This window comes from Psychrobacillus sp. FJAT-21963 (assembly GCF_001420585.1).
In the GTDB taxonomy this organism is placed as follows: domain Bacteria; phylum Bacillota; class Bacilli; order Bacillales_A; family Planococcaceae; genus Psychrobacillus.
The window spans coordinates 36,107-59,907 of the sequence record NZ_LJIY01000014.1 but is presented as its reverse complement, the minus strand read 5'-3'; the positions used below and the strand labels follow the sequence as shown (position 1 = coordinate 59,907).

The following is a 23,801-nucleotide window of genomic DNA, read 5'->3' as shown; positions in this document are numbered from 1 at the left end:
ATTTATTTATTTGATTTGTTTTCTACGATTGCCTCTTTTATTGCTTCTGCTACAACTGTTGAATTTTCTTCTTGCTTATCCTGTTCTGCCGTTAACTCTTCCGTCGTATGAGAAATAGTTTCCATAAAATCCATTGGCTCTTCACCTTCATAAGATGCAGTTCCATCGTCTAAAGGAGATGTTGGTGTACCTTTAATAGACTTTACTTTATCCACGATTTGACCAGATTGTTCTTGTAATTGTTTAGACAATTGAGTAGTCTTCTCTTTCGCAGTGGAAGATAGATCCATTGTTTTATCTTTTAACTGATTCGCTTGCGTTGAAATATTTCCTCGTAGCTCAGTACCAGTCTTTGGTGCCAATAATAGAGCAGTTGCAGCACCGATGATTCCACCTACGAACATTCCTAATATAAAGTCTTTTCCTCCCGATCCTTCCTCGCGATAAATATAATCTCTACTTTCGTTATAATATGGTTGAGGTGGATACGTTGGTTGAACCTGCTTGTTATAGGATGCCGGATTATCGTAATACTCTGCATTGTACTTTGAATCGTTATAATTTGGTTTATTGTGGTCATAGTTGCTCATTTAAATTCCTCCAATAATTATAAATTTTTTTCTGATTCATAAGAATAATATCCTGCTTCTTCTAATGCTTTACGCTCTTTCCATTTGTCACGTATGCCAAACAAGATATTACTCCATTGGACAACCTGTGCAATCTTTTCTTCATTTTTTTCTACTTCCGTTGTTACAGAAGTAGTAATTCGTTGAATAGAATTGTTTAAACCTGTTACGGAAGTTCCAACGTTCTTTACTGCATCGACTACAGTATTTAATTTTTCTGATTTTTCTTGAATGTCCACTGCTAATTCATTTGTTTTATGAAGAAGCTCTGCAGTTTCTTTCGTGACATTTTGTAAATTTGTATCTAGCCCTTCTAGCGTATTTGCAACATTATTTAATGTCTTCTTAACAGAAAACAACGTAACTGCAAGGCTTATACAAAGTACCAAGAATGCTATTGCGGCTATAATAGCGGCTATGTATAAGAGATTTTCCATTTTGTATCCTCCTTCAGTTGTTATACATAATTTTACCCCAAAAGAAATAAATTAAACTTCTTTCTCTATATTACTATACTACGTTTCTTATAAAAATCCTTTAAAAAAATGCTTAATCCTAAATGGATTAAGCATTTTTTAACTTTCTTAAAAATTGGAGATGCTTATAATAATTTCTATAATTCGTCACATCCGTGTAACAACAGTTGCACGACCACGACATTTATTCAGGCTCACCAGCAAAGTTACTTTGCGACGAGTAATCGAAAGAGGAAAAATTAAAGCGTTTGTCAACAGTCTGAAAGTTTTTGTTCAAAAGCTTGTTGATACTTTTGAACATCTCCAGCACCCATGAATAAGAAGATGGCATTTTCATGAGCTAGCAGCTGATCTACCGTTTCTTCGTTTAAAATATGGCTTCCTTCAATAATATCTGCTAACGTTTGAATAGTTAAGTCTCCAGCATTTTCTCTAGCAGACCCAAAAATTTCACAAAGGTATACTTGATCAGCTAGGCTTAAACTTTCTGCAAACTCAGTTAAGAACTTTTGAGTTCTTGTAAATGTGTGCGGTTGAAAAATAGCAACAATTTTTCGAGTTGGAAATTTTTGTCTTGCTGATTGTACCGTTGCTGTTATCTCAGTAGGGTGGTGAGCATAATCATCAATAAGAACACGATTATCTATAGCTGTCTCTGTAAAGCGTCTTTTAACGCCTTCAAACGTTTCTAAACCTTTTTGAATAATATCTGCCGGTACATGTTCATAATGGCAAAGAGAAATAACAGATAAAGAATTTAGCACTGCATGATCTCCGAACATTGGAATTGAAAAACGATGATAAAACTCGTTGCGAACAAACACATCAAATGAAGTGCCCTCTGTTGTTTTTTCTAAGTTTCTAGCAGCAAAATCATTGTGCTCCCCAAAACCGTAGTAAAGCACTGGAACAGGCGCTTTAATTTTTTGCAGATACGTGTCATCTCCACAAGCAATTATTCCCTTTTTCACTTGCATAGCCATAGATTGAAAAGCTTGGAAGACATCATCAATATCGTTAAAATAATCTGGATGATCAAAATCAATATTAGTCATAATCGCATAATCTGGATTGTACGCTAAAAAGTGTCTTCGGTACTCACATGCTTCAAAAACAAAATTGGAAGCATCCTTCATCCCTTTTCCTGTTCCATCACCAATTAAATAAGATGTTGGTTTATAACCACTTAACACATGTGAAAGTAATCCTGTTGTTGATGTCTTACCATGTGCACCTGTAACAGCTATGGAAGTAAATTGACCCATATAGTCACCTAAAAAATCATGATATCGAATTACTTCTAAACCAAGCTCTTTTGCCTTCACTATCTCTGGATGGTTATCTGGGAATGCGTTACCTGCAATAACGGTCATGCCTTCTTTAATATTATCTTCATCAAATAACAAAACATTTATATCTCGTTCGTGTAATGGTTTTTCCGTAAAAAAATACTTCTCTATATCAGAGCCTTGTACTTCATTACCTACATCATGTAATATTTGTGCCAACGGGCTCATTCCAGACCCTTTAATGCCTGTAAAATGATATTTTGTCATACGTTGTAAACCTCCTGGGATTATCCCCACTTATATACATAAATCAGTTATCAATAGTATACTTCGTCTTAGTAGACGTATTCCCAATTATATCATTATTTAATCGGTTATATTAATAAACTATATTAACTAAATATTTGTTCTAGACTCTCGTTAGTTAGTAACACTTCTCTCGCTTTACTTCCCTTTTGCTCCGTAATATATCCATTTTCATACATAGCATCTATTAATCTAGCTGCTCTGTTATAGCCTAAATGGAACTTTCTTTGTAATAAAGAGGTAGATGCAGAACCTTGTTCTACAACAAATCGACATGCTTCTTCAAAAAGTTCATCCTGTTCTGTTACATTCTCTGCCTTTTGAAGCAATTCTTCTTGCTCAAACATGTACTCAGGAGTTCCTTGAGTTCTTGCATAATCAATGATATTTTCAATTTCATCATCCGTTACGAATGTCCCTTGAATTCGTACTGGACTGGACATGCCATTTCCTTGGTAAAGCATATCCCCTTTCCCTAGTAATCTTTCTGCTCCTTGTTGATCTAATATAGTTCTAGAGTCAATTTGTGAAGAAACAGAAAAAGCAATTCGGGTTGGAATGTTTGCTTTGATAAGCCCCGTAATAACATCTACCGATGGTCGTTGGGTCGCTAATACTAAGTGAATACCACACGCTCTCGCTTTCTGGGCGATTCGACAGATTGCATCTTCCACTTCAGTAGGGGCCATCATCATCAAATCTGCAAGTTCATCTATTACGATGACGATATAAGGCAATTTCTGAGCAAATTGTCTCTTTTCTGTTGCCAATGTATTGTATCTACTAATATCTCTTACACCAATATGGGCAAATAATTGGTAGCGTCTTTCCATCTCCTCTACCGCCCACTTCAATGCGGCAGTTGCTGCTTTCACATCTGTAATAACTGGGCTAACAAGATGAGGAATATGATTAAACGGCGCGAGTTCTACCATTTTGGGATCAATTAATAGAAGTTTCACTTCATCTGGAGTTGCTTTATATAAAAGACTTACGAGTAACGAATTAATAAATACTGACTTACCAGATCCTGTTGCACCTGCAATTAAGCCATGAGGCATTTTTCGCAAATCAAGCGTTACTGGTTTTCCCGTAAGATCTAACCCTAATGCTGCTTCAAGAGGAGAATCTGATTCCAGAAACACATTTGTATTAATCACTTCTGATAATCGTACAGCTCTTGATTTTCTATTAGGGATTTCGATTCCAATTGAACTTTTCCCTGGAATTGGTGCTTGGATACGTATATCTTTTGCAGCAAGCGCAAGTTTTAGATCATCCGCTAAATTACGAATTTTACTTACTTTTGTCCCATGACCTACTGTTATCTCAAATTGAGTTACTGCAGGACCTTGAACCATTTGAACAATTTCACCTGAAACTTGGAAATGGGATAATGCTTCTATAAGTGTGAATGCTTGTTCCTCCATCCACTCTCTATCTTCATTTTTCATTTCTGGAGGTAATAAATAGCTAAGATCGGGTCTTGCATAATTGGAATGCTCTGGTTGAGATTGCGTGTTTAAATCAATTTTACTTTGAATCGGTTGTAAAGTCACCGCTTTGACTTCTGGAGCATTCTTAGTCGGTTCTTTTATTAGCTTATTCATTTTTTCCTTATCTGATTTAAGCATTAGTACATTAAATGGTCGAATGTTTTCTTTCGGTACTATTTTTGTTTCTTCAACTGACTCTACTGGGTTGTCCATTATTTCATGTTTAACCTCTACTTCAGCTTCTGCTTCTGCTTCAACAATAGGTTCTGTAACTATAGGATCTATTTCAACTTCAAGAACCTCTACTTCCTGAGGAACAACAGTTACCGCAATTTCTTTCGTAACTATTTCTTGCTCAGCTTGTATTGGTGTACTTGCATCTATTTTAGTTTCCAGTTTTTTCGTAAAAACAACATCTGGGGAAGTCACTTGAGTAGAAGAAACTGTTTCTTCTTTATATGGTGACTCCTCGTCAGTTTTTATATGGTCCATTGACTCTTCCGCTTTATTTCCACGTCTATTGGAGAATCCAAAAACTGGTGAAGGTACTTGTGTAGGATAAACTGTTATTTCTTTATATGATGCTTTCTGCTCAGCATCTTTATATTCCATCGACTCTTCCGTTTTATTTCCACGTCTTTTCGAAAATCCAAAAACTGGTGAAGGAACATCTGTAGGTGTAAACGCCTTTTTCCGTGTTTCAGTAATGGTCTCTTCTATTATTTCTTTTTTAGGAGTTCGTGGTATAACTGGAATTTCCTTTTTAGGAGCTCTGTGTACGACGACAGGTTGTAGTTTTCTTTGTTGCCACAGCTCTTGTGTATGAAGAGGTCTATAAGTTTCTTGTTCTGTTATATGTTTTTTCATCACTGGTTCTACATTTTGTTCTTCTTTTGGCTCTCCAAATAGAAATTGATCTTTTTCTTCATCTGGTATTAGTGGAAAACGAAAAGGTGTTTTCGATTTAGAGATAGAATCTGGTCTATCCTGTTCTACCAATTGTTCGATGTCTCTATATTCTTCTTCATTTTTAGCAAATAGTTTTTTTAACCAATTCAATTTCATCAACTCTTTCTAATAGATACATTTATTTTACCAATAAAAACGCTTAGCGTCCTTATTTTAAAGAATTTGAAATGAATTTGAAAAGAAGTACACCATAATAGGTGTACTTCTGATTGTAGATAAAATCATTTTTGGTAAATTTCTCCTTAGACTGTGTTGTAACCGCTTTTCGGTGCGAGCGTTTGCCAACAGTCTTAAGTACACCATATTAGGTGTATTTTCTCTTATTTATTGAAAAAATGAGCTTCCAATTTCTGATTGTTCATCCAAGATGAGAATCCCTTTTACTTCTGGAGCGTTTGGTAAATCTAGTTCTCTTGCTGAACATAGCATTCCACTAGACGCCACTCCTCGTAATTCTGCATCTTTAATAACCATACCAGATGGCATTACAGCCCCTACTTTTGCAACAACTACTTTTTGTCCCGCATCCACGTTCGGTGCTCCACAAACAATTTGCAACGTGCTACCACCGATGTTTACTTGGCAAACCTTTAATTTATCTGCGTTTGGATGTTGTTCTAATGATTCTACATAACCTACTACAAACTTTGGTGAAAGGTCTACATTTAGTTTATAATCTACTTCATTCGATTCGAGAGCTTGTTCTAGTTTGGCTACAAATTCTTCCGTTAAAGTTATATTTCCATTTTCCTGAATGTCAGCATATTTACTGAATTCGAAAATATTAATTGCTAAAACCTCATTAGTATTCGCATTTTTAATAAGTGTTACATCACCTTTGGATTCTGTAACTACTTTTTCAATTTTTTCTGATGTTAATTGAAGCAACAATACATCTCCAACTCCATTAAGGTTGTAAAAAACATTCATTTTTCTTCTTTCTCCTTCGCTACTCGATTTTTTGCCATAATAAATATTGGCTCTAAATCTCCATTTTCATATATAAATGATAAAGAGGTAATTGGTACAGTTCCAACTGTAAAAAAGTGCATCGTCATTTGTGCCAAAACATCATACCCCGTCTCATTTCTTATATCACCAATTATCATAACATCTTGATGGGGTACAGAAATAGTCATATCTCCAACAATTAACTTTTTCATGTCTTTTAAAAGAGACTCATTGAGTATTCTACTTGCATCATAGCCATCGTTATTATTAAAAAAGTAAAATACATTTCCTGCTACTTCATCTTTTTTAAAATTATTTACTAAATTTCGTACTTGAAATAGAGCTCTTTCACGTATTTCAGTTTCCCGTATACCCCAACTCTGCAGCATTTTCTCATCTAGTAGCCGATAAGTTTTTCCAAGATCTAATGCATAATAAATTCTTGTTTCTGCTGTATGTTCTTTCGTAACAAATCGATTGCCTTCATTTGATTTTTCAGGGAAAGAGGAGGAACGAATGACCGGGTATACGGAAGAAGAAGGATCAATATCCCCAGAAATTTCTTTTTCCATCGCTTGAAAAGTTTGATGAATGGTATACACAACTTCTTCAACGGCCAATTCTTTTTTTGTTTCAACCTTCGCTAAAATTGGTGGGATAGAAATATCTATACCCTTATTAAGTGCTTTATGAGTTAATCTAAGTTTATTCGTTTCTCTATTAAATTCGTAAAGAAATGTATCTTCCGATAACTTTGTTTTCATAAGCTGTATTAGTTCTTGTGCTTTCATGCGTATTCCTACTTTCTCATAAATAAAACGGTCCACTAATTGTGAACCGCTCTGTTGTTGTTAGATTGTTTGAAGAAATGATTCGATTTCTTCTCTTGTTTTACGATCTTTGCTAACAAAACGTCCTTGTTCTTCCCCTTTATCATATACGATAAAGCTTGGAATTCCAAAAACATCTAATTGAATACAGAGATCAATAAATTTATCACGATCCACAGAAACAAATTGAAAGTCTGAAAACTTTTCTTCTACTTCATCCATAAATGGATCTATGAAATGACAGTCTGGACACCAGCCAGCAGTAAATTTAAACACTACCTTACTTTCTTGTATTAGTTGATTGAATTCTTCCACTGAAGTTAGGTTTTTCATTTTTCTTTCCTCCTTAGTCAGTTGAAATAGACCTTACAATCATCATCATTTTCTCTATATTAGAAGCGATATCTTGTTGTTTTGATATAGTAGTAAGCTTTATGCCGCCTATACTTGCTATAAGTTCAAAGTTTTCTTCACTACTCTCAATAATTGCAGCAAAACCAAACCTTCCGTTTTGTTCAAATGTATCTTTTTCAACTATTTTTAAATTTTTATTATCCATCATTAAATCATAATATAATTGACTTCCAGGAAGCTCATTGGGATTAACAAATAAAATATAGGAATCATTGCCTTTAGATAAAATAATGTTCGTTTGATCAGAGTCATCTTCAATAGAAAATCCACTAGGCAAAAATATTTTCAAATTATCTACTGTTTTGTTGGGCTTTTCCGCATCCCCTTGAAACACTTCTTTTGCATTTTCCATGCCATCTTCCGCTTGTTCTTCAACTGAAGAACAGCCAACTAATAACAAGACAGCTAGTGACGCGATACATAACCGCATCCAATTTCGAGCCATTTACTTTCCTCCATTCAAAGCATAACTGCTATATATTTTATAGATGATTTCAGTCACTTGCAACTACAGGATACTTTCCATTTTCTTTATAGAAGAATTAGAAATCTAAGAGGCAAGTTCATTCTTATTTAGAGCTTCTTAGAAAGTTCGAATTGACCTATAAGTAATAACATAATATGCTCAAACATGTCGCTTCTAGACACAAGACCATTCGTAAATACACCGATTGCCCCTTCATCATGACGAATATCATTCTTATTAGTAAAGACGTCCATTACAGGACCAAGTTCCGAACCTGCCTTTAGCAAAACAGCAATTTCATTTGGAAGAGGTACACCTGCCCCTGTTGCAGAAAAAACTCTCCCATCTTTTGTTACAAGGGCACCCCAATTGCAGACATACATCGTCCCATCTATCTCTTTTACGCCACCTTCTAATCCTATTCCAAATTCAGCGTCAACATTCTCCACCATTAAGTGTTTTGCACGATTAATAGCACCTCGTCTTGTTTCCTCATCACTCATTGGTTGATTGGATACAAGTGAAGGGACATCCTTATTTTCAAATTCGGCATTTGGATAATATTTAGTTGATATAGTTATGACTGCTTTGGTTTTAGCTCTATTATTGGTTCCTATTAATATTTTCAAACATATTCTCTCCTAACTAGTAAAGGTTCTCGTGATGTTGACAGATTCATCTGAAAAATAGCACTCATACCTCAAGTGCTATTTCGACTTATTCATAAATAGTAATTTGAGTTATATTATCCAAAATAAAGAATTATTGAAACTTTTGGAAGTTTTATTCGTATGAAGTGTAAACAATTTTAGGTGGTGTATTTTTTTGAAAAAAGGTTATGTTGTACTTCTTACGGTATCTATAGAAGCAATCATACTCTCGCTCGCTTCAGTTATTATTGGATGGGCATTGATCGATACACTTTTTTTAGGTAGTCTTGTAATATTCGGATCTGTTTGGTTGTTTCAATTATATACGAACCAAACAACTAATGAATTAAATGCACACATAAAAGGTTGGAATAGATTAGATAATGATGGTGTTAAACCATTTCGATTTAACATATCACCAATCACATTAGGTCTATTGCTATTTACACTAGTTAGTTTTTTTATTGCAATCCTTTCATATTTTCCTTATTTTATATAGAATTAANAACTAGATGATAATTTTAATTTTCAACAATTAAAAAATCAGGAGCCGAAATTAATTTTTCGGCTCCTTCTTTTTATTTTATTATACGTTTGCTTTAATTGTTTCTAAAGTTGTTCGGTCACATGCTTTCACTAATTTAGTTATAAGTTCCTTAGCTGCTGCGTAGTCATCGGTATGAATAATTGAAGCAGAAGTATGGATATAACGAGAGCAGATTCCTATTACTGCACTAGGTATACCTTCGTTGGAAGTATGCACTCGTCCAGCATCTGTACCACCTTGTGAGATGAAATATTGGTAAGGAATTTTATTTGTTTCCGCCGTATCTAATACAAATTCTCTCATACCGCGGTGTGTTACCATTGTACGGTCAAAAATACGTAAAAGAGCTCCTTTTCCAAGTTGCCCAAACTCATTTTTATTACCTGAAGCATCATTTGCAGGACTAGCGTCTAATGCAAAGAATAAATCTGGCTGAATCATATTTGCTGATGCTTGTGCACCACGCAAACCAACTTCTTCCATAACATTTGCACCAGAATAAAGCATATTAGGCAATTGCTCATTTTGTACTTCTTTTAATAGCTCAATTGCAAGTCCACAACCATATCGATTATCCCAAGCTTTAGCCATGATTTTTTTATCATTCGCCATCGGTGTGAACGAACAAACAGGGACTATTTGATCTCCTGGTCTTATTCCCATACGCTTCACATCTTCTTGATCGTCTGCACCAACATCAATTAACATATTTTTAACGTCCATTGGTTTGTTTCTCATTTCATCACTTAATAGATGAGGCGGAATAGATCCAATGACTCCTGGAATTGTTCTATCTTTCGTTACGATATCTACGCGTTGTGCAAGTAATACTTGACTCCACCAACCGCCTAATGGTTGAAATCGAATCATTCCATTATCTGTGATACCTGATACCATAAAGCCAACTTCGTCCATATGTCCAGCAACTAAAATTTTCGGACCATTTTCGTCCCCTTTTTTTAATCCGAAAATGCCTCCTAAATTATCTTGCACGATTTCATCTGAATACTTGGAAAGTTCACTTCGCATAAAAGAACGTACTGCATGTTCATTTCCTGGTGCTCCTGGTAATTCTGTTAGAGTTTTAAAAAGCGAGCGCGTTTCTTCATTCATTTGTAAAAGCCTCCTAAAGCTTTGGTCAAATTTAAATAATAAAATTTACATTCCTCTTCTATTGTAATAAATGCTTGAATCGTTTACTACTTAAAAACTTCGACATTCGAAAAATTTATTTGATTGAAAATATATGATACACTAAAAAAAAGACGTTAGGAGGAGTAGAACATTGAAACTTCGTGACTATATGATGGGTCTTGGATCAGGAATTGTAATAGGGATGATTGCTAGTCAGGCAACTAATAAATTGAATATTAATCGATCACCAGAGCTTGTTTTAAGAGAAATAAAAAATTCATTTAAACAAGAAGGTCCAATAGATGGTTCATGGATTTATATGAGCCCAGAGCCTTTCGCTAATGAGGCAATCCATACGAATGTATATAAAGGTGGTATTTCTCGTGTTCGAAATGGCGAGCTCGAGCAATTTGAATTTTCTGCAGATACTAAAACAGGAACAGTTGTGGAGTTAGTAAAAGTATAGTACCACTAGATTTGTTTTAGGCTTCTATACAACTATTAAACTACTGCTATTTAAGGAGTGAGACGTGACTCAGTCACATGCCACTCCTTTTTTTAATCGTCTGATGGCCTGCATAAACGATAGATTTAAGAAGAGGAGGCTCGTGACAACGCTAGTCACAAACCTCCTCTTCTTAAAATAACCCAGTAATGTTGTCTGTCTCCAGTTATCCTAAAGTGATTGACTTCAAGTAATACTTTTATAGATTCTGATGACAATTTTTTTATCGGGATCTCTCCACTTTTTCCACTATTTCTTTTCCATCCGCTGTCCATTTGATCATACGATAAAAAGCATCATGGTAAAAACTAAACCAATAATTATTACTAAGTGCTTCGTTCACCCATTTTTCTTTTGCAAAAACGGAAGTCATCGGATAATCGTCGTACGCTAACACCCACAATGGATTTTGGTGTGCATGGGTTGGCATTAAATCAGCCATATGAATAATCGTTTCTCCGTTTTGTTTCAATAAAACAATACTATGCCCATCACTATGTCCGCCCGTATGGATTATCTCTATCCCATCCACTACTTCTAATGAACCTGAAAATGAAATAACCTGTCCTTCAATTGGCTCCCAGTTTTCTTTCCAGTAAGTATTTCGTGAACGGATATTTGGATTTCTCATTTCATTCCACTCAACATCTGAAACGAAAATTTTCGCATTAGGAAAACTTGAAACTAGCTCCTCATTCTCCCACTTTGTTAGGCCACAAGCATGATCAAAATGGAGATGTGTCATGATAATAATGTCAATATCTTCTGGTAACACACCAAGTTGAACGAGGTTGTCCTCCACTTGAGATTGATCAGTTATACCGTAGTTTCTTATTTGTTTTTCTGTAAACTTACCGTAGCCAAGCCCCGCCTCCATTAAGATATTGTGCCCATTGTATTGGATAAATAGCGGATCTGACGGTAACTCTATTTGATTTAATTCGTTTACTGGATATTTCTTTTCCCATAATGGCTTTGGTACAACACCGAACATGGCTCCCCCATCCATAAACGTAGTACCGCCTTTAAGCCAAGTTAATGTCATATTGTGAAATTGAAGCGTATCCATTCTCCATCTCCCCCTAATCGATATCGTCAACACTTAAACATTTATACGTATTTTGCTTCTACCCGATAGATTGGTTGTCCCTTTGCAGAAAACTTTTCTTCATACTCGGTCATTATATTGTCTTCTGGCATATTCACATGTAGATCTAGTGAGACATCTTTTATTAACATACCATACGCAGACATACTTACTAAAGAGTATTCAAATAATCCTCGATTATCAGTTTTAAAATGAATCTCGGCGTTATCTACTAAAATAGATTCGTATAATTTCAAAAATCCTTCATGAGTTAAACGTCTCTTCTCATGTCTAACTTTTGGCCAAGGATCAGAGAAATTCAAATAAACACGGTCTACATCATTTTTCTCAAAATACTTTGCCAAATCTGCGCCGTTTACCTTTAGCAATCGTAAATTTGGCAATGGCTGTGCTGCTATCGCATTTTCAAGTGCCGAAACGATTACTTTATCATATAGCTCTATTCCAATATAATTGATATCCGGATTTTGCTTGGCCATTCCTGTTATAAATTGCCCTTTCCCCGTTCCTACCTCGATGTGAAGGGGATGAGCATTTTTAAATTCAGAGTCCCATTTGCCTTTCAATTCCTCCGGATTTTGTATAATAATTTCAGGATGAGCATTGATAAAATCTTCTGCCCATGGTTTATGTCTTAACCTCATTATTTTTAACTCCTTTAACTATTGGTTTCGCTAAATTCCAAGCTTTTGATTGAACCGAAAAAGTATAACGATGATTATGGTCTGTTAGGCAAGAGAATTCTCCATCCACGTGACCAAATACTTGATCATGCATCGTAATCTTAAAATTTTTAGCTTGAAACTGTTTCACTTCTTTAAACTTTGTATGTTTCCCAAAAAACACCGTACCGAAAATAAAGAGAAGCTTCCATTTTGCTAATTTATTTACGATTGTCATTTCTATTAATTGATCATTTGGGTGAGAACTAGGAGATATTTTCATTCCTCCACCAAAATAAGGCTGATTGCATACAACAAGGAACCAAACATCATCAAACTTTAACTCATCTTTCTCCGTATGTAAAGTGAATGAAAATCTTGTAAATGTTATAAGCTCTTTAACCAAATATAGTATATACGCTATTTTCCCTAACCCCAAGACATTTAACCACTTTTTCCATGAAGAATTATTTACGGAATAAACTACTTTTGCATCAAAACCAAAACCTGCATTATTTACAAAACCAAAATCTTTTTCTTTCGTGGATAAGATACCAAAGTCTAATTTTTCATATGTATAGTAGTTCTTTGCAGAATTCCGTAACTGTTCTACGGTTTTGAAAACAGAAAAAGTCCGACCAAAATCATTTCCACTACCTGCAGAAATAACTCCGACTCGAACGTGATTATAATGCGTAACTCCTGAAATAATTTCGTGAACAGTACCGTCTCCGCCGATAGCTACAATTAACAAATCTTCATCATTATATAGTGCACAATCTCTTGCTATATTCGTAGCATGTCCTCTATATTCAGTCACGTAACTAGTATAAGGAAAATCAATTTTCTCTTTCCATGATGCCCATATTTTTTTTGCTCGTCCACGACCAGCATGTTCATTCACAATAAAAACTACGTTACTCATCACTTTCCTCACTGTCTACTTCCCAACCAGATCTTGAATAGGACGTTGTTTGAGCTAAGTCAAGTATTGCTTGTGCAGCTTTAAATTGCATATGCTTCATTGGGGAAGGAGAAGATTTTAATGATCTAAACCACTCCGGAAACTTTCGTGTATCTACAAATTGAGTGTTGAAAGAAGTCCCTGGATAATCAATATACCCATTTCTTGAAAGCACTACTTTCCTAATTGGCAAATCGATTTCTTCTTTTTTAATTATTTGCATTAAAATAGATTCCATTCGATTTAATCCTACCATTGGACTCAATACCTTCTTTTCTTCCTTACCGCTTTTTTGAATCCAAAAACGATCGCTACTTCCTATAAAAGCATCCAATTCTTTTCTTTCTAAAACAACAAGGCATATAATCTCTGTAGGTAATATTAATATGATTTCTAATTCAACTGGAGCTTTTTTAAGTTTTAAAATAGGATAATAAAATAAAAAATAATTATCAGGTAGCTGTAAAGTAAGCGTTCGTAGTAAAGTATCTCGCATAAATTTTGGATCAACATAAGATTTTTCTCGTAAAGTCGAGCTTGCCCACTTCAGTTGAAAATGAAAAAGCTGATTTAAATACAGACGCTTTAATTCTTCTTTTGATTTTGGATTGTAAACGATATTAGGTTGAAAATTAAGCATCGTAGATTCTTCCGGAATCACCTCTTCTTCCTGCAACTCTGATTCTTCCCAAACAGAATCCTCTATAACTTCGTTCTGTTTACGGTTGAAAAGCTTAGAGAAAATAGATTTCTTTTCAGGTATTTCCACCTCATCGTCTTTTTCTATCCATGAGGTGTCAAATGATCCACTTTCCCATTCAGCTTTTGTACGTTCCCATTGCTGTTTTTTTAATCGAACAAATTGAGTGGGATATCGTTTTAAATCAACTTGATATCTTGAAATATAGTCCTGTAGTTTTACTAACTGAGCCATTCACTTACCCTCCTTTGCATCTAATAGAAGCAATCTCCTCATAACGAGGTTTACTATTCGGGTTTATCTTAAATACACTAAAACAACTTACTTCAAATGTCGATTTAGGCAAGTGAAAATCTTCTATAGACAGTAACCCCTTAGACGCCCATTTTTTAGCAATCGTAATATGAGCATTAAAATCCTTCGTATGTTCTGTTTTTATACAATCACTCAAGGTTTTCACAACTTCTTTTTGTAACCTCTTTAATGAGTCACTTTCTTCTAAGTCAGTATAAACTACTCTCGGTGTTCGATTGCTTCCAAAATGAGCGAGCCCATTCGTTGTTAGATTAAAAGAACTCCAGTCGATATTTTGTAACGACTGGATGATATGTTCTATTTGTTCGCTCGCCATTGCCCCAATATAAAATAAAGTAATGTGCAAATCCTCTTTAAATGGCAACGTTTTATGCGTCTCATGTAAATTAGTTTTATCTCTTGCTTCTATGATATCTTTTGCGAGCGTTGGTGGAATTTTAATACCTATAAAGTAATGTGTGTTCATACGCCAATAGATGAAGGGATTTTTTTCTCAAAAGCTTGTTGTAATTTTTGAGTCCATTCTCCACGTTTACCATTTCCAATTGGTTTTTCGTCGACAGAAACAATTGGCATTACTTCAGCATTTGTAGAAGACATAATAATTTCATCCATTTCCAAAGCTTGTGCTTTTGTAAATGCTTCTTCTACTACCGGGAGCCCTACTTCTTCACAGCAATCTAAAATCACTTTTCTTGTTATTCCATTTAATATAAGATTACTAACTGGATGTGTATAAAGCACACCATCTTTAATGCCATATATATTGGATGAAGACCCTTCGGTTATTACTTCCCCACGATGTTGAATAGCTTCATAGCAATCTTTGCTTACAGCTTCTTGTTTTGCTAATACATTTCCTAAAAGGTTCAGCGATTTTATATCACAACGAAGCCAACGAATATCCTCAACAAAACACGCTTTTACTCCGTTTTCAAGTTGAGCGTGAGGACGACTTGTTTCTTTTGTATATGCTGTTAGTACAGAATCGACATCTGGAGTCGGAAAGTTATGCTGTCTAGCGCTAGTACCTCGAGTAACTTGCAAATAAATATGTCCGTTTTGGACTTCATTCGTTTCGATTAAATCATAGAGCATTTTATGAAGTACATCTTTTGTATAAGGGATGACTAACTGAATTTTATCAGCGCTTGCATACAATCGGTCAATATGTTCTTTAGCAGTAAATACATCTCCGTTATAAATTTTAATTACTTCATAAATACCATCACCAAATTGGTATCCACGATCCTCATAGCCTATTTTTACTTCTTCTTCGTTAACGATTTGATCATTCCATAATATTTTAGTCATCAATTTTCACCTCTGTAGTATTTTTTCCTGCAAGTTCTACAATTGCATCTGCATAAATCGCTGTTGCCTTAACTAAATCTTCTATGTCTACATATTCATCTACTTGGTGCGCTACGTCCTTTCTTCCAGGGAATAGCATTCCAAATGCAACCCCATTTTTCAGAACCCTAGCATAAGTACCTCCACCTATAGATAAGAGCTTTGCCTCTTCTCCCGTTTGTCTTTCATATACTTTTTGTAATGATTTAATAAGTATATCTTCTTTATCGACATAATGAGGCTTAGAATTAGAGCCAAGATCAAGCGTGATCCCTAAATTTTGAAGAGTCTCTCTACATGTACTCAGTTTTTCTTCAAAAGGGTAAGTAACTGAATATCTCATACTAACTTGTGTACAAGACCCTTGTGCTGGGGCATAATGAATAACACCCGGATTTAATGTTGTATCTCCTGATACATCATCCGAAAAGTTAAGAGATAATGCATGCCCTCTACTGTCATCACCAAAGCCAATAACTAAAAAGTCTACAAATGCTTTCGAGTGAGGAGTTAATGGAACGACTTGTAAAAACTTCGCAAGTAAAATTGCTGCATTTACCCCTTCATCTGGCTCCATAGCATGTGCAGATTTTCCTCTTACCAACACTTTAACCATTGGACCTTCTTGCGTTACTTCTCCATTAAAACCATGTTCAGTAGAAAATTCACTAAACTTTTGTTTTATGGAATGAAGTCCACCAAAAATAAGGGCAAAGGCTTCGTCCGGAACCATATTTGTCCGCTTTCCTGCTTGAAAAAATTGAATAGTTTCCGTTTCAGTTGATCCAGTTTGCGTAAAAATTAGGTTTGCAATTCCTTTTTCTGCATTAATAATTGGGAAATCTGCATCAGGTGCAAAGCCTATTTCAGGCATCGGTTCTTTTTCAAAATAACGTTCTACACATCGAAAGCCGCTCTCTTCATCCGTCCCAATGATTAGTCTTACTTTTTTATGTAAAGGGATTCCAGATTCTTTTACTAACTTCATTGCCATCCAAGCTGCAATAGTCGGACCTTTATCATCTATTGCACCACGACCGTAAATTTTATCATCTGCTACGACGCCTTCAAAAGGAGGATAAGTCCAGCCTTCTCCAACTGGGACCACATCAACGTGACAGAGAATACCTAAAGTTTCCTCTCCATCTCCCATTTCAATATGACCGGCCATATTATCAATATTTTTAGTAACTAGACCCTCATTTTTTCCTTCACTTAACATATGATTAAGTGCTTCTAGAGGTTTCGGCCCAAAAGGCATTTCTTCCGTAGCAGCTTTTTCATCAAGAACACTAGGAATTTGAATTAATTTTTGAAGCTCTTCAATCATCTCAGTTCTTTTTTGTTCCGCAAGTTCTAACCAATTCAATATAAACCCTCCTACACAATCCTTCTAACGTTATTCTACACTTTTTTCAGCGTATAAAACACAAAAAAGAAGGCATTTTCAGTCTTCTTTTTCGATGATTTTTTTAATTCTAATATTTCATGTACTAACGAACCTTTTTTTATATTTTTTCTACTTGTTTGCTATCAATTTTTTCGCTTGGACATCTATTTTTTCATTCATTTTAATAAATCTTTATATGAAGTTTTTGTAAATTAGCTGTTTTTTATAGAAATTTTCTCGAAAATCTACTATAATTAAATTGTCAGAAAATATATGACTGACTACCAATATAGTAAAGGGGCTGTAAATTGCAATTAATTTGTTGCTTTTCACCCATGTCGTCCGCTAGTCTTGCCACGAGATATGATGATGAAGGAGTGGTTACTTATGAAACCAACTACTGATCGGATGCTCAATCGAATTAAAGATATGTATATGTTCATCCGTGATCACGGAACTGTTACTACACAAGATTTAGTCGATGAATTTGGCATCACTCCTCGCACGATTCAACGAGATTTGAATGTACTTGCCTTTAATGACTTAGTCATAAGCCCAACAAGAGGCAAATGGACCACGACGAACAAACGCGTTAAAATGACATCTTAGATTTCCCCATATGAAAAGAATGACCTAGCCTAAGCTTGGTCATTCTTTTGCTGTAACCCCTCTAACTCTTCTTCAGTAAGTTCTCTATAATCTCCTTGTTTAAGAGATTCATCTAATATTAATTGTCCCATTGAAAGCCTTTTAAGAAAAACTACTTTTTTTCCAACGGATTCGAACATTCTTTTTACTTGATGAAATTTGCCTTCTGTTATTGTTAATTCTACTTCGGACACTGGTCCTCTACTTAAAATTGTCAAAATTCCCGGCTTTGTTTTATAGCCATCATCTAATATTACTCCTTCTAAAAAAGCCTGTACGTCACTCTCGTCAACTATGCCTTCAACCTCTGCATAATATAATTTTGGTACATTCTTATTCGGAGAAAGTAGACGATGCGTTAAAGCACCGTCATTTGTTAATAATAGCAACCCTACAGTATCCTTATCTAGTCTACCAACTGGGTATGGCTGAAAATGACGTACATCATCCTCTAATAAGTCAATCACAGTTCGATCTCTCGTATCTTCTGTGGCAGATACGACTCCTGCAGGCTTATTTAGCATTAAGTAGATAAATTCTTTATACTCAATTTCTTCTCCATAAACAGAAACTTTATCTACATGTTCCTTCACATGCAAAGAGCTATCTTTTACTATGACATCATTTACTTGGATAGCTTTAGATTTAATTAATTCTTTTACTTCTTTCCTCGTACCAAATCCCATATGTGCTAGAAATTTATCTAATCGCATGTCATACTCCTAAAAACCAATTTTTTTCGTAAAACGTGTAATTCTCTCGCCGAAAAGCTTTTGTGCAAGTCCTAATCTTAGCGTGACATATCCATAAAAAACTGCTCCAATGGAAGCACAAACAAAGATAACTAATAATGATTCTATTTTTCCATCAATCGTAAATACTTGCCCAATTCCCCATTTTACGATGGATACTATACATAACATAATTGCCGTTAATATAGATATAAGGAAAATACGTCTAATTACCATTGTAGATTGATAATGCAATGTTTTTCCTATAGCAACCATATTTAAAGCAATAGCAACAATGTAACCAGCAGAAGTGGCCAAAATAGCACCATCCGTTTCAAACATTTTAATAAACGGGGTATTTAATACGAGCTTTGTTAAAATTCCGATTAATAAATTGAGGATAATTAATTTTTGGCGATCGATCCCTTGTAAAATAGAAGTAGTTACTGGATAAAGAGCAAACAGTATCGCAACAGGTGCATAATGCGCAAGCACTGTAGCCCCTACATCGCTTGTCTCATAAAATACTGTATAAAATTCATCTGCTAAAACTGAAATTCCTAATGCAGCCGGCAAAGTTAAAAATAATAAAATTTGAAATGCCTGATCTAAAGATTTTCTAACATTCATAAAATCTTGTTTCGCATAAAAACTAGTAATAAGAGGAATGAGCGTCATCGAAAAGCCTGTAGCCAACATTACTGGTATCATCACAAGCTTATGTGTTGTGAAGTTCAACATACCTAAATATGTATCAGAAACTGATGCTTTCCCAATCATTGTCATTGCACGGTTAAAAGTTATCATATCGATAAATTGAAAGAGTGGATTGATTACCCCTACTAAAGCAAATGGAACCGTATAGACTAAGATTTCTTTATAAATATTTTTTAACGATACATCTGATGTTAAATTTCCGCTATTTTCTAGAAGTGCATTATATTCTGGTTTTAACTTTTTCCAATACCAATACAGCACAACTAAGCTAGCGATCGCTCCTAAAAATGCTGCAAAAACTGCAAAAGAAACAGCAGTTTTCTCCGAGCCTTTAAATACATTCATGACAACGAAAGCACCAGTTAGAACGAACAAAATACGTACAACTTGCTCAAATAACTGAGATACAGCAGTTGGGGTCATATGTTGATACCCTTGAAAAAAGCCTCTAATTAAACTCATAACAGGTACAACTATCACCGCAAAACTTACATATCTAATAACGGATGCAACATCCTCAATGGAGAAGATAGCATCTTTGTCTTTTATGACAAGTTGAGCGATAGGTTCCGCCATTATATAAAGAAGAAGAAATCCTAGTACACCTGTAACACACATAAGCAGCATACTTGATTGGACTAATTTTCGTCCTGTTGCGTAATCCCCTAGTGCATTATATTTCGAAACAAATTTTGAAACTGCAATAGGTACTCCCGATACTGCTATTGCCAACATAATTGAATAAGGAACATATGCATACTGATAGAGTACTACATACTCTTCCCCAATTAATTGATAAAAAGGAATTACATAGAGAACGCCTAATATTCTAGATAATAAGAGACCAATTGTTAAAATCATCGTCCCTTTTAATAAATTCGAAGCCATAAAAACCGTCCAATCCTAAGAAATGTCTATCTTACAGTTTACATCTGTCGAAACAAAACCACAATGATGTATACTAAAGAAAAAAATGAAAGTGTGAACTTATTATGTATGACGTTATTGTAATCGGCGGGGGTCCCTCTGGCCTAATGGCAGCAGCTGCTGCTGGAGCAGAAAATAAACAGGTATTATTAATAGAAAAGGGTAATAAGCTTGGCAAAAAGCTAGCAATATCAGGAGGCGGTCGTTGTAATGTGACCAATCGACTTCCTCAAGAAGAAATCGTCAAAAATATTCCTGGAAACGGAAGATTTTTATATAGCCCTTTTTCTATTTTTAATAATGAAGATATTATTGCCTTTTTCGAAAATCTTGGGGTACAACTAAAAGAAGAAGATCATGGAAGAATGTTTCCAGTATCCAATAAAGCAATGGATGTAGTGAATGCTCTTCTGGACGAATTAAAACGGTTAAAAGTTGAAATTAAATTAAACGCACCAGTTGCCAAATTATTAATGAATGATGAGAAAATTATTGGAGTTCGTCTTGAAACTGGTGAAGAAATTACCGCCGGCGCTATAGTTGTTGCAGTCGGTGGAAAGGCAGTACCACAAACTGGCTCTACGGGTGATGGATATCCATGGGCAGAAAAGGCTGGACATACGGTTACTGATCTATATCCTACAGAGGTTCCTTTACTATCCAATGAGTCATTTATAAAATCAAAAGAACTTCAAGGGCTTGCATTACGAGATGTTGCAGTTTCAGTTTTAAATAAAAAAGGTAAAGCAATTATTACTCATCAAATGGACATGCTTTTCACTCATTTTGGATTAAGTGGTCCTGCTATACTACGTTGCAGCCAGTTCGTTGTAAAAGAGCAAAAGAAAAATGGTGGTGAGCTTGTCCAAATTCGTATAGATAGTCTACCCGACAAAAACGAGGAACAAACTTTTCAATCTCTCCTCTCTTCTATTAAAGAGGAACCAAAAAAAGCTTTAAAAAATGTGTGGAAAGGACTTGTACCAGAAAGATGGCTATTGTTCTTATTACAACAAGCTGGTATTCAAGAAAGTGAAGATGGGCAAAATCTTTCACACGAAAAGGTTCGCTCATTTGCTCATTTGTTGAAACAATTTACGGTAAATGTATATGGAACACAGCCCCTTGATAAAGCATTTGTAACGGGAGGCGGTGTTTCAATTAAAGAAATCGAACCTAAAACAATGGCTTCGAAGAAAAAAGCTGGTCTGTATTTTTGCGGAGAAATACTTGATATTCATGGCTATACAGGTGGCTATAATATTACTTCAGCACTCGTGACTGGAAAAATAGCTGGAATGAGTGCTGCGAAATCGATTGAATTATGAAACTATTTATTATACAATGTTTTGTAACAAGCATTGAGGAAGAATAGTAACTTTATGAAATGCTCTAGAGAGCTGATGGTTGGTGCAAATCAGTGCATGACATTTAGTGAATGGGCTTCTGAGCTCCAAAGCTGAACAATTAGTAGGCTTTGGCGTATGTCTACGTTACAGGACTTGCAATATATTACTTGCAGTTAAGTGGATTACAATAGTAATCAAAAAAGGTGGCACCACGGCTCTCCGTCCTTTGTGATGGAGGGCCTTTTTGTGTTTAGTTGAGAAAAGGAGAGTAGAGCTATGACAGTTGAGACGAGAAGTTACGAATTGAAAGAAATCCAAGGGGATATGATGACCCCTATATCCATTTATCATGCTTTAAATGGAAAGAAAAAAACGTTATTTGAGTCATCCGCAAAACATGAAGAAAGTGGTAGATATTCATTTATCGCATGTAATCCCATTGCAGAAATAACCGGAAATCAATCTGGATATTCACTCCTTTATGAAAGTGGTAGCCAGGAAAAAGGAACAGAATCCATCATCGAAAAACTAAAATCGATGATGCCTATTCACAAAGAAACATATCCTTTTTCATTTTTTGGCGGTGCAATCGGCTATTTTGGATATGAGACAGCTTTTTACAGTGAAAAAATTGGAGAGTTTCTCCACGATGACTTAGAAATGCCAGATATTCATTTAATGTTTTACGATACATTTGTGATTTATGATCATTTAAAGCAAACTGCTACAATAGCTGCAATCGATTTATTCCACAATGGTCGTACCCATAACAAAATGACGGAAGCAATTGAAGCTATCTACTCAGATTTAAAAAAAGCTCCCATTTCATCCAAGGAAAATGAAGCAAAGCTTGCATTTCAGCCCATGATAGATGAGCAGACATTTATAGAGATGGTTCAAAAAGCAAAAGAACATATTATAAAAGGCGATATTTTTCAGGTTGTATTGTCCCAACGATTTTCTTCTCCCTATGAAGGAAATCCATTTGCATTATATCGTAAGCTACGTACATCCAATCCATCTCCATATATGTTTTATTTAGACTTTGAGCATTATATTATACTCGGAACTTCACCAGAAAGCCTTGTAAAAGTACAAAATGGATTAGTGACTACAAATCCAATAGCTGGAACGAAACCCCGTGGTCAATCCATACAAGAGGATGAACAAATTGCGAAGGATCTATTAAACGACGAAAAAGAAGTTGCAGAACATCGGATGCTTGTAGATTTAGGACGTAATGATATTGGACGCATCTCAGAAATTGGTTCAGTCTCAATCGAAAAATATATGAAGATAGAATACTATAAATACGTGATGCACATCGTTTCGGAAGTAACTGGTCTACTAAAAAAGGACACACATGTATTAGATGTATTATCAGCATGCTTGCCAGCTGGAACCGTCTCTGGTGCGCCTAAAATTAGAGCGATGCAGATTATAAATCAACTTGAGACATCTAAACGTGGTGTATATGCAGGTGCAGTAGGCTATGTATCCATAACAGGCAATATGGATTTGGCACTTGCTATTCGCACTATGGTTGTAAAGGATCACGTCGCACATGTTCAAGCTGGAGCAGGGATAGTTTTTGATTCTATTCCAAAAAGCGAATACGAAGAAACCCTGAATAAAGCAAAAGCTCTTTTGGAGGTGCAACGATGATCCTATTAATAGATAATTATGATTCATTTACGTATAACTTATATCAACAAGTAAGTATGCTCGGCAAAGAAGTTATGGTTGTTCGGAATGACGCTATTACTATCAAACAAATTGAAGAACTACATCCAGAAGCGATAATTATATCTCCTGGCCCTGGTAGCCCTTCGGAAGCAGGGATATCGATTGAACTGGTTCAACAGCTACACAATAGATATCCAATTCTCGGAATATGTCTAGGTCACCAATCCATTGGAGTTGCATTTGGAGCAAAGATTATTCAAGCGAAAAATATTATGCATGGGAAATTATCGATTGTTGAGCATTCCGCTGATTCGTTATTCCAGCCATTTAAAGAACCAATTTCGGTCATGCGTTATCATTCTCTTGTAATTGATGAGCAAACATTAAGCGAAGAATTAGAAGTGCTTGCACGTGCAACGGATGATAATGAAATTATGGCAATCAAGCATAGAGATTATCCCTTATATGGACTTCAGTTTCATCCCGAATCAATTGGGACAATACAAGGTAATCAAATGATACAGGGTTTTCTGGATATTATTCAATAAAAAAACTGCTGTCCTGAAAGTCATAAAGAATGACTTTTAAG

25 protein-coding genes and 1 other annotated feature are annotated in these 23,801 nt (G+C 35.3%); of the genes, 6 read left to right on the top strand and 19 right to left on the bottom strand.

Translation table 11 applies throughout. The annotated features are described in order from the left end of the window. Positions 1 to 2: 2 nt before the first annotated feature. The 9 genes from AN959_RS18555 to AN959_RS18515 form a co-directional block, all read right to left on the bottom strand. Positions 3 to 590 carry a YtxH domain-containing protein gene (locus AN959_RS18555; RefSeq protein WP_053588591.1) on the bottom strand — a complete coding sequence of 196 codons (588 nt, stop codon included), beginning with the start codon at positions 588 to 590 and terminating at the stop codon, positions 3 to 5. A gap of 17 nt (positions 591 to 607) precedes the next feature. Continuing rightward, positions 608 to 1,066: a DUF948 domain-containing protein gene (locus AN959_RS18550; protein WP_056832944.1), complete on the bottom strand. Its 459-nt coding sequence runs from the start codon at positions 1,064 to 1,066 to the stop codon at positions 608 to 610. A gap of 290 nt (positions 1,067 to 1,356) precedes the next feature. After that, complete coding sequence (murC, locus tag AN959_RS18545) at positions 1,357 to 2,661, bottom strand: UDP-N-acetylmuramate--L-alanine ligase (RefSeq protein WP_056832943.1); 1,305 nt, start codon at positions 2,659 to 2,661, stop codon at positions 1,357 to 1,359. Between the two features lie 125 nt (positions 2,662 to 2,786). Then, positions 2,787 to 5,255, bottom strand: coding sequence for a DNA translocase FtsK (locus tag AN959_RS18540; RefSeq protein WP_056832940.1), 2,469 nt, complete (start codon positions 5,253 to 5,255; stop codon positions 2,787 to 2,789). A gap of 234 nt (positions 5,256 to 5,489) precedes the next feature. Beyond that, positions 5,490 to 6,095 (bottom strand): YtpR family tRNA-binding protein, encoded by a 606-nt coding sequence (gene ytpR / locus AN959_RS18535; protein WP_056832938.1) that lies wholly within the window; start codon positions 6,093 to 6,095, stop codon positions 5,490 to 5,492. After that, a complete protein-coding gene (locus AN959_RS18530; protein WP_056832936.1) occupies positions 6,092 to 6,907 on the bottom strand; it encodes a DUF1444 family protein in 816 nt (271 codons plus the stop codon). The genes ytpR and AN959_RS18530 overlap by 4 nt, the downstream gene beginning before the upstream one ends. 60 nt (positions 6,908 to 6,967) lie before the next feature. Continuing rightward, positions 6,968 to 7,279 (bottom strand): thioredoxin family protein, encoded by a 312-nt coding sequence (locus AN959_RS18525; RefSeq protein WP_053588585.1) that lies wholly within the window; start codon positions 7,277 to 7,279, stop codon positions 6,968 to 6,970. 13 nt (positions 7,280 to 7,292) lie between these two features. Then, a complete protein-coding gene (locus tag AN959_RS18520; RefSeq protein ID WP_053588584.1) occupies positions 7,293 to 7,805 on the bottom strand; it encodes a hypothetical protein in 513 nt (170 codons plus the stop codon). Between the two features lie 128 nt (positions 7,806 to 7,933). Further along, the gene (locus tag AN959_RS18515; RefSeq protein ID WP_056832934.1) at positions 7,934 to 8,455 is read right to left on the bottom strand and encodes a DUF84 family protein; all 522 of its coding nucleotides are present in this window, start codon (positions 8,453 to 8,455) and stop codon (positions 7,934 to 7,936) included. A 196-nt stretch (positions 8,456 to 8,651) separates the two neighbouring features. Between AN959_RS18515 and AN959_RS18510 the strand changes: the two genes are divergently transcribed. Next, a complete protein-coding gene (locus tag AN959_RS18510; RefSeq protein WP_053588582.1) occupies positions 8,652 to 8,975 on the top strand; it encodes a hypothetical protein in 324 nt (107 codons plus the stop codon). Positions 8,976 to 9,062: 87 nt separating this feature from the next. On the opposite strand, the gene AN959_RS18505 is transcribed toward AN959_RS18510, so the two are convergent. Further along, positions 9,063 to 10,136, bottom strand: coding sequence for a M42 family metallopeptidase (locus AN959_RS18505; RefSeq protein WP_056832932.1), 1,074 nt, complete (start codon positions 10,134 to 10,136; stop codon positions 9,063 to 9,065). 172 nt (positions 10,137 to 10,308) lie between these two features. On the opposite strand from AN959_RS18505, the gene AN959_RS18500 reads away from it, so the two are divergent. Beyond that, a complete protein-coding gene (locus AN959_RS18500; protein WP_056832930.1) occupies positions 10,309 to 10,623 on the top strand; it encodes a hypothetical protein in 315 nt (104 codons plus the stop codon). Positions 10,624 to 10,885: 262 nt separating this feature from the next. On the opposite strand, the gene AN959_RS18495 is transcribed toward AN959_RS18500, so the two are convergent. From AN959_RS18495 to pepV, 7 genes are read right to left on the bottom strand one after another with little or no spacing between them, the layout of a single operon-like run. Then, a complete protein-coding gene (locus AN959_RS18495) occupies positions 10,886 to 11,731 on the bottom strand; it encodes an MBL fold metallo-hydrolase (protein WP_056832929.1) in 846 nt (281 codons plus the stop codon). A 41-nt stretch (positions 11,732 to 11,772) separates the two neighbouring features. After that, positions 11,773 to 12,414, bottom strand: a complete 642-nt coding sequence (gene trmB, locus AN959_RS18490; RefSeq protein ID WP_056832927.1) for a tRNA (guanosine(46)-N7)-methyltransferase TrmB — start codon at positions 12,412 to 12,414, stop codon at positions 11,773 to 11,775. Then, entirely contained in the window at positions 12,398 to 13,357 is a 960-nt protein-coding gene (locus tag AN959_RS18485) for a diacylglycerol kinase family protein (RefSeq protein WP_056832924.1), read from the bottom strand. The genes trmB and AN959_RS18485 overlap by 17 nt, the downstream gene beginning before the upstream one ends. Continuing rightward, positions 13,350 to 14,330 (bottom strand): nuclease-related domain-containing protein, encoded by a 981-nt coding sequence (locus tag AN959_RS18480; protein WP_056832922.1) that lies wholly within the window; start codon positions 14,328 to 14,330, stop codon positions 13,350 to 13,352. The genes AN959_RS18485 and AN959_RS18480 overlap by 8 nt, the downstream gene beginning before the upstream one ends. A gap of 4 nt (positions 14,331 to 14,334) precedes the next feature. After that, a complete protein-coding gene (gene thpR / locus AN959_RS18475) occupies positions 14,335 to 14,877 on the bottom strand; it encodes an RNA 2',3'-cyclic phosphodiesterase (protein WP_056832920.1) in 543 nt (180 codons plus the stop codon). After that, positions 14,874 to 15,725: a D-amino-acid transaminase gene (gene dat / locus AN959_RS18470; protein WP_056832918.1), complete on the bottom strand. Its 852-nt coding sequence runs from the start codon at positions 15,723 to 15,725 to the stop codon at positions 14,874 to 14,876. Before dat ends, thpR begins: the two co-directional genes overlap by 4 nt. Continuing rightward, entirely contained in the window at positions 15,718 to 17,133 is a 1,416-nt protein-coding gene (gene pepV / locus AN959_RS18465; protein WP_056832916.1) for a dipeptidase PepV, read from the bottom strand. Before pepV ends, dat begins: the two co-directional genes overlap by 8 nt. A gap of 408 nt (positions 17,134 to 17,541) precedes the next feature. Here pepV and AN959_RS18460 point away from each other — a divergent pair, with 408 nt between their 5' ends. Beyond that, a complete protein-coding gene (locus tag AN959_RS18460) occupies positions 17,542 to 17,763 on the top strand; it encodes a DeoR family transcriptional regulator (protein WP_053588572.1) in 222 nt (73 codons plus the stop codon). Positions 17,764 to 17,792: 29 nt separating this feature from the next. Here AN959_RS18460 and AN959_RS18455 read toward each other — a convergent pair whose 3' ends face one another. Further along, positions 17,793 to 18,515 carry a pseudouridine synthase gene (locus AN959_RS18455; RefSeq protein WP_056832914.1) on the bottom strand — a complete coding sequence of 241 codons (723 nt, stop codon included), beginning with the start codon at positions 18,513 to 18,515 and terminating at the stop codon, positions 17,793 to 17,795. Between the two features lie 9 nt (positions 18,516 to 18,524). Continuing rightward, positions 18,525 to 20,138 (bottom strand): polysaccharide biosynthesis protein, encoded by a 1,614-nt coding sequence (locus AN959_RS18450; protein WP_056832912.1) that lies wholly within the window; start codon positions 20,136 to 20,138, stop codon positions 18,525 to 18,527. A 104-nt stretch (positions 20,139 to 20,242) separates the two neighbouring features. On the opposite strand from AN959_RS18450, the gene AN959_RS18445 reads away from it, so the two are divergent. From AN959_RS18445 to AN959_RS18435, 3 genes are all read left to right on the top strand, one after another. Next, on the top strand, positions 20,243 to 21,505 hold the full coding sequence (locus tag AN959_RS18445; RefSeq protein ID WP_056832911.1) for an NAD(P)/FAD-dependent oxidoreductase: 1,263 nt from the start codon (positions 20,243 to 20,245) through the stop codon (positions 21,503 to 21,505). Between the two features lie 24 nt (positions 21,506 to 21,529). Continuing rightward, positions 21,530 to 21,756: a binding site (T-box leader), on the top strand. A gap of 46 nt (positions 21,757 to 21,802) precedes the next feature. Further along, a complete protein-coding gene (gene trpE, locus AN959_RS18440; protein WP_056832907.1) occupies positions 21,803 to 23,191 on the top strand; it encodes an anthranilate synthase component I in 1,389 nt (462 codons plus the stop codon). Further along, a complete protein-coding gene (locus AN959_RS18435; protein ID WP_056832905.1) occupies positions 23,188 to 23,760 on the top strand; it encodes an aminodeoxychorismate/anthranilate synthase component II in 573 nt (190 codons plus the stop codon). Before trpE ends, AN959_RS18435 begins: the two co-directional genes overlap by 4 nt. The last annotated feature ends 41 nt before the right edge of the window (positions 23,761 to 23,801 follow it).

Bases quoted from the DNA above. Each gene is read 5' to 3' on its own strand.
- AN959_RS18555 (WP_053588591.1), bottom strand. From the start codon at position 590: ATGAGCAACTATGACCACAATAAACCAAATTATAACGATTCAAAGTAC.
- AN959_RS18550 (WP_056832944.1), bottom strand. From the start codon at position 1,066: ATGGAAAATCTCTTATACATAGCCGCTATTATAGCCGCAATAGCATTC.
- murC (WP_056832943.1), bottom strand. From the start codon at position 2,661: ATGACAAAATATCATTTTACAGGCATTAAAGGGTCTGGAATGAGCCCG.
- ytpR (WP_056832938.1), bottom strand. From the start codon at position 6,095: ATGAATGTTTTTTACAACCTTAATGGAGTTGGAGATGTATTGTTGCTT.
- AN959_RS18530 (WP_056832936.1), bottom strand. From the start codon at position 6,907: ATGAAAGCACAAGAACTAATACAGCTTATGAAAACAAAGTTATCGGAA.
- AN959_RS18525 (WP_053588585.1), bottom strand. From the start codon at position 7,279: ATGAAAAACCTAACTTCAGTGGAAGAATTCAATCAACTAATACAAGAA.
- AN959_RS18520 (WP_053588584.1), bottom strand. From the start codon at position 7,805: ATGGCTCGAAATTGGATGCGGTTATGTATCGCGTCACTAGCTGTCTTG.
- AN959_RS18505 (WP_056832932.1), bottom strand. From the start codon at position 10,136: ATGAATGAAGAAACGCGCTCGCTTTTTAAAACTCTAACAGAATTACCA.
- AN959_RS18495 (WP_056832929.1), bottom strand. From the start codon at position 11,731: ATGGATACGCTTCAATTTCACAATATGACATTAACTTGGCTTAAAGGC.
- trmB (WP_056832927.1), bottom strand. From the start codon at position 12,414: ATGAGGTTAAGACATAAACCATGGGCAGAAGATTTTATCAATGCTCAT.
- AN959_RS18485 (WP_056832924.1), bottom strand. From the start codon at position 13,357: ATGAGTAACGTAGTTTTTATTGTGAATGAACATGCTGGTCGTGGACGA.
- AN959_RS18480 (WP_056832922.1), bottom strand. From the start codon at position 14,330: ATGGCTCAGTTAGTAAAACTACAGGACTATATTTCAAGATATCAAGTT.
- thpR (WP_056832920.1), bottom strand. From the start codon at position 14,877: ATGAACACACATTACTTTATAGGTATTAAAATTCCACCAACGCTCGCA.
- dat (WP_056832918.1), bottom strand. From the start codon at position 15,725: ATGACTAAAATATTATGGAATGATCAAATCGTTAACGAAGAAGAAGTA.
- AN959_RS18460 (WP_053588572.1), top strand. From the start codon at position 17,542: ATGAAACCAACTACTGATCGGATGCTCAATCGAATTAAAGATATGTAT.
- AN959_RS18455 (WP_056832914.1), bottom strand. From the start codon at position 18,515: ATGCGATTAGATAAATTTCTAGCACATATGGGATTTGGTACGAGGAAA.
- AN959_RS18450 (WP_056832912.1), bottom strand. From the start codon at position 20,138: ATGGCTTCGAATTTATTAAAAGGGACGATGATTTTAACAATTGGTCTC.
- AN959_RS18445 (WP_056832911.1), top strand. From the start codon at position 20,243: ATGTATGACGTTATTGTAATCGGCGGGGGTCCCTCTGGCCTAATGGCA.
- trpE (WP_056832907.1), top strand. From the start codon at position 21,803: ATGACAGTTGAGACGAGAAGTTACGAATTGAAAGAAATCCAAGGGGAT.
- AN959_RS18435 (WP_056832905.1), top strand. From the start codon at position 23,188: ATGATCCTATTAATAGATAATTATGATTCATTTACGTATAACTTATAT.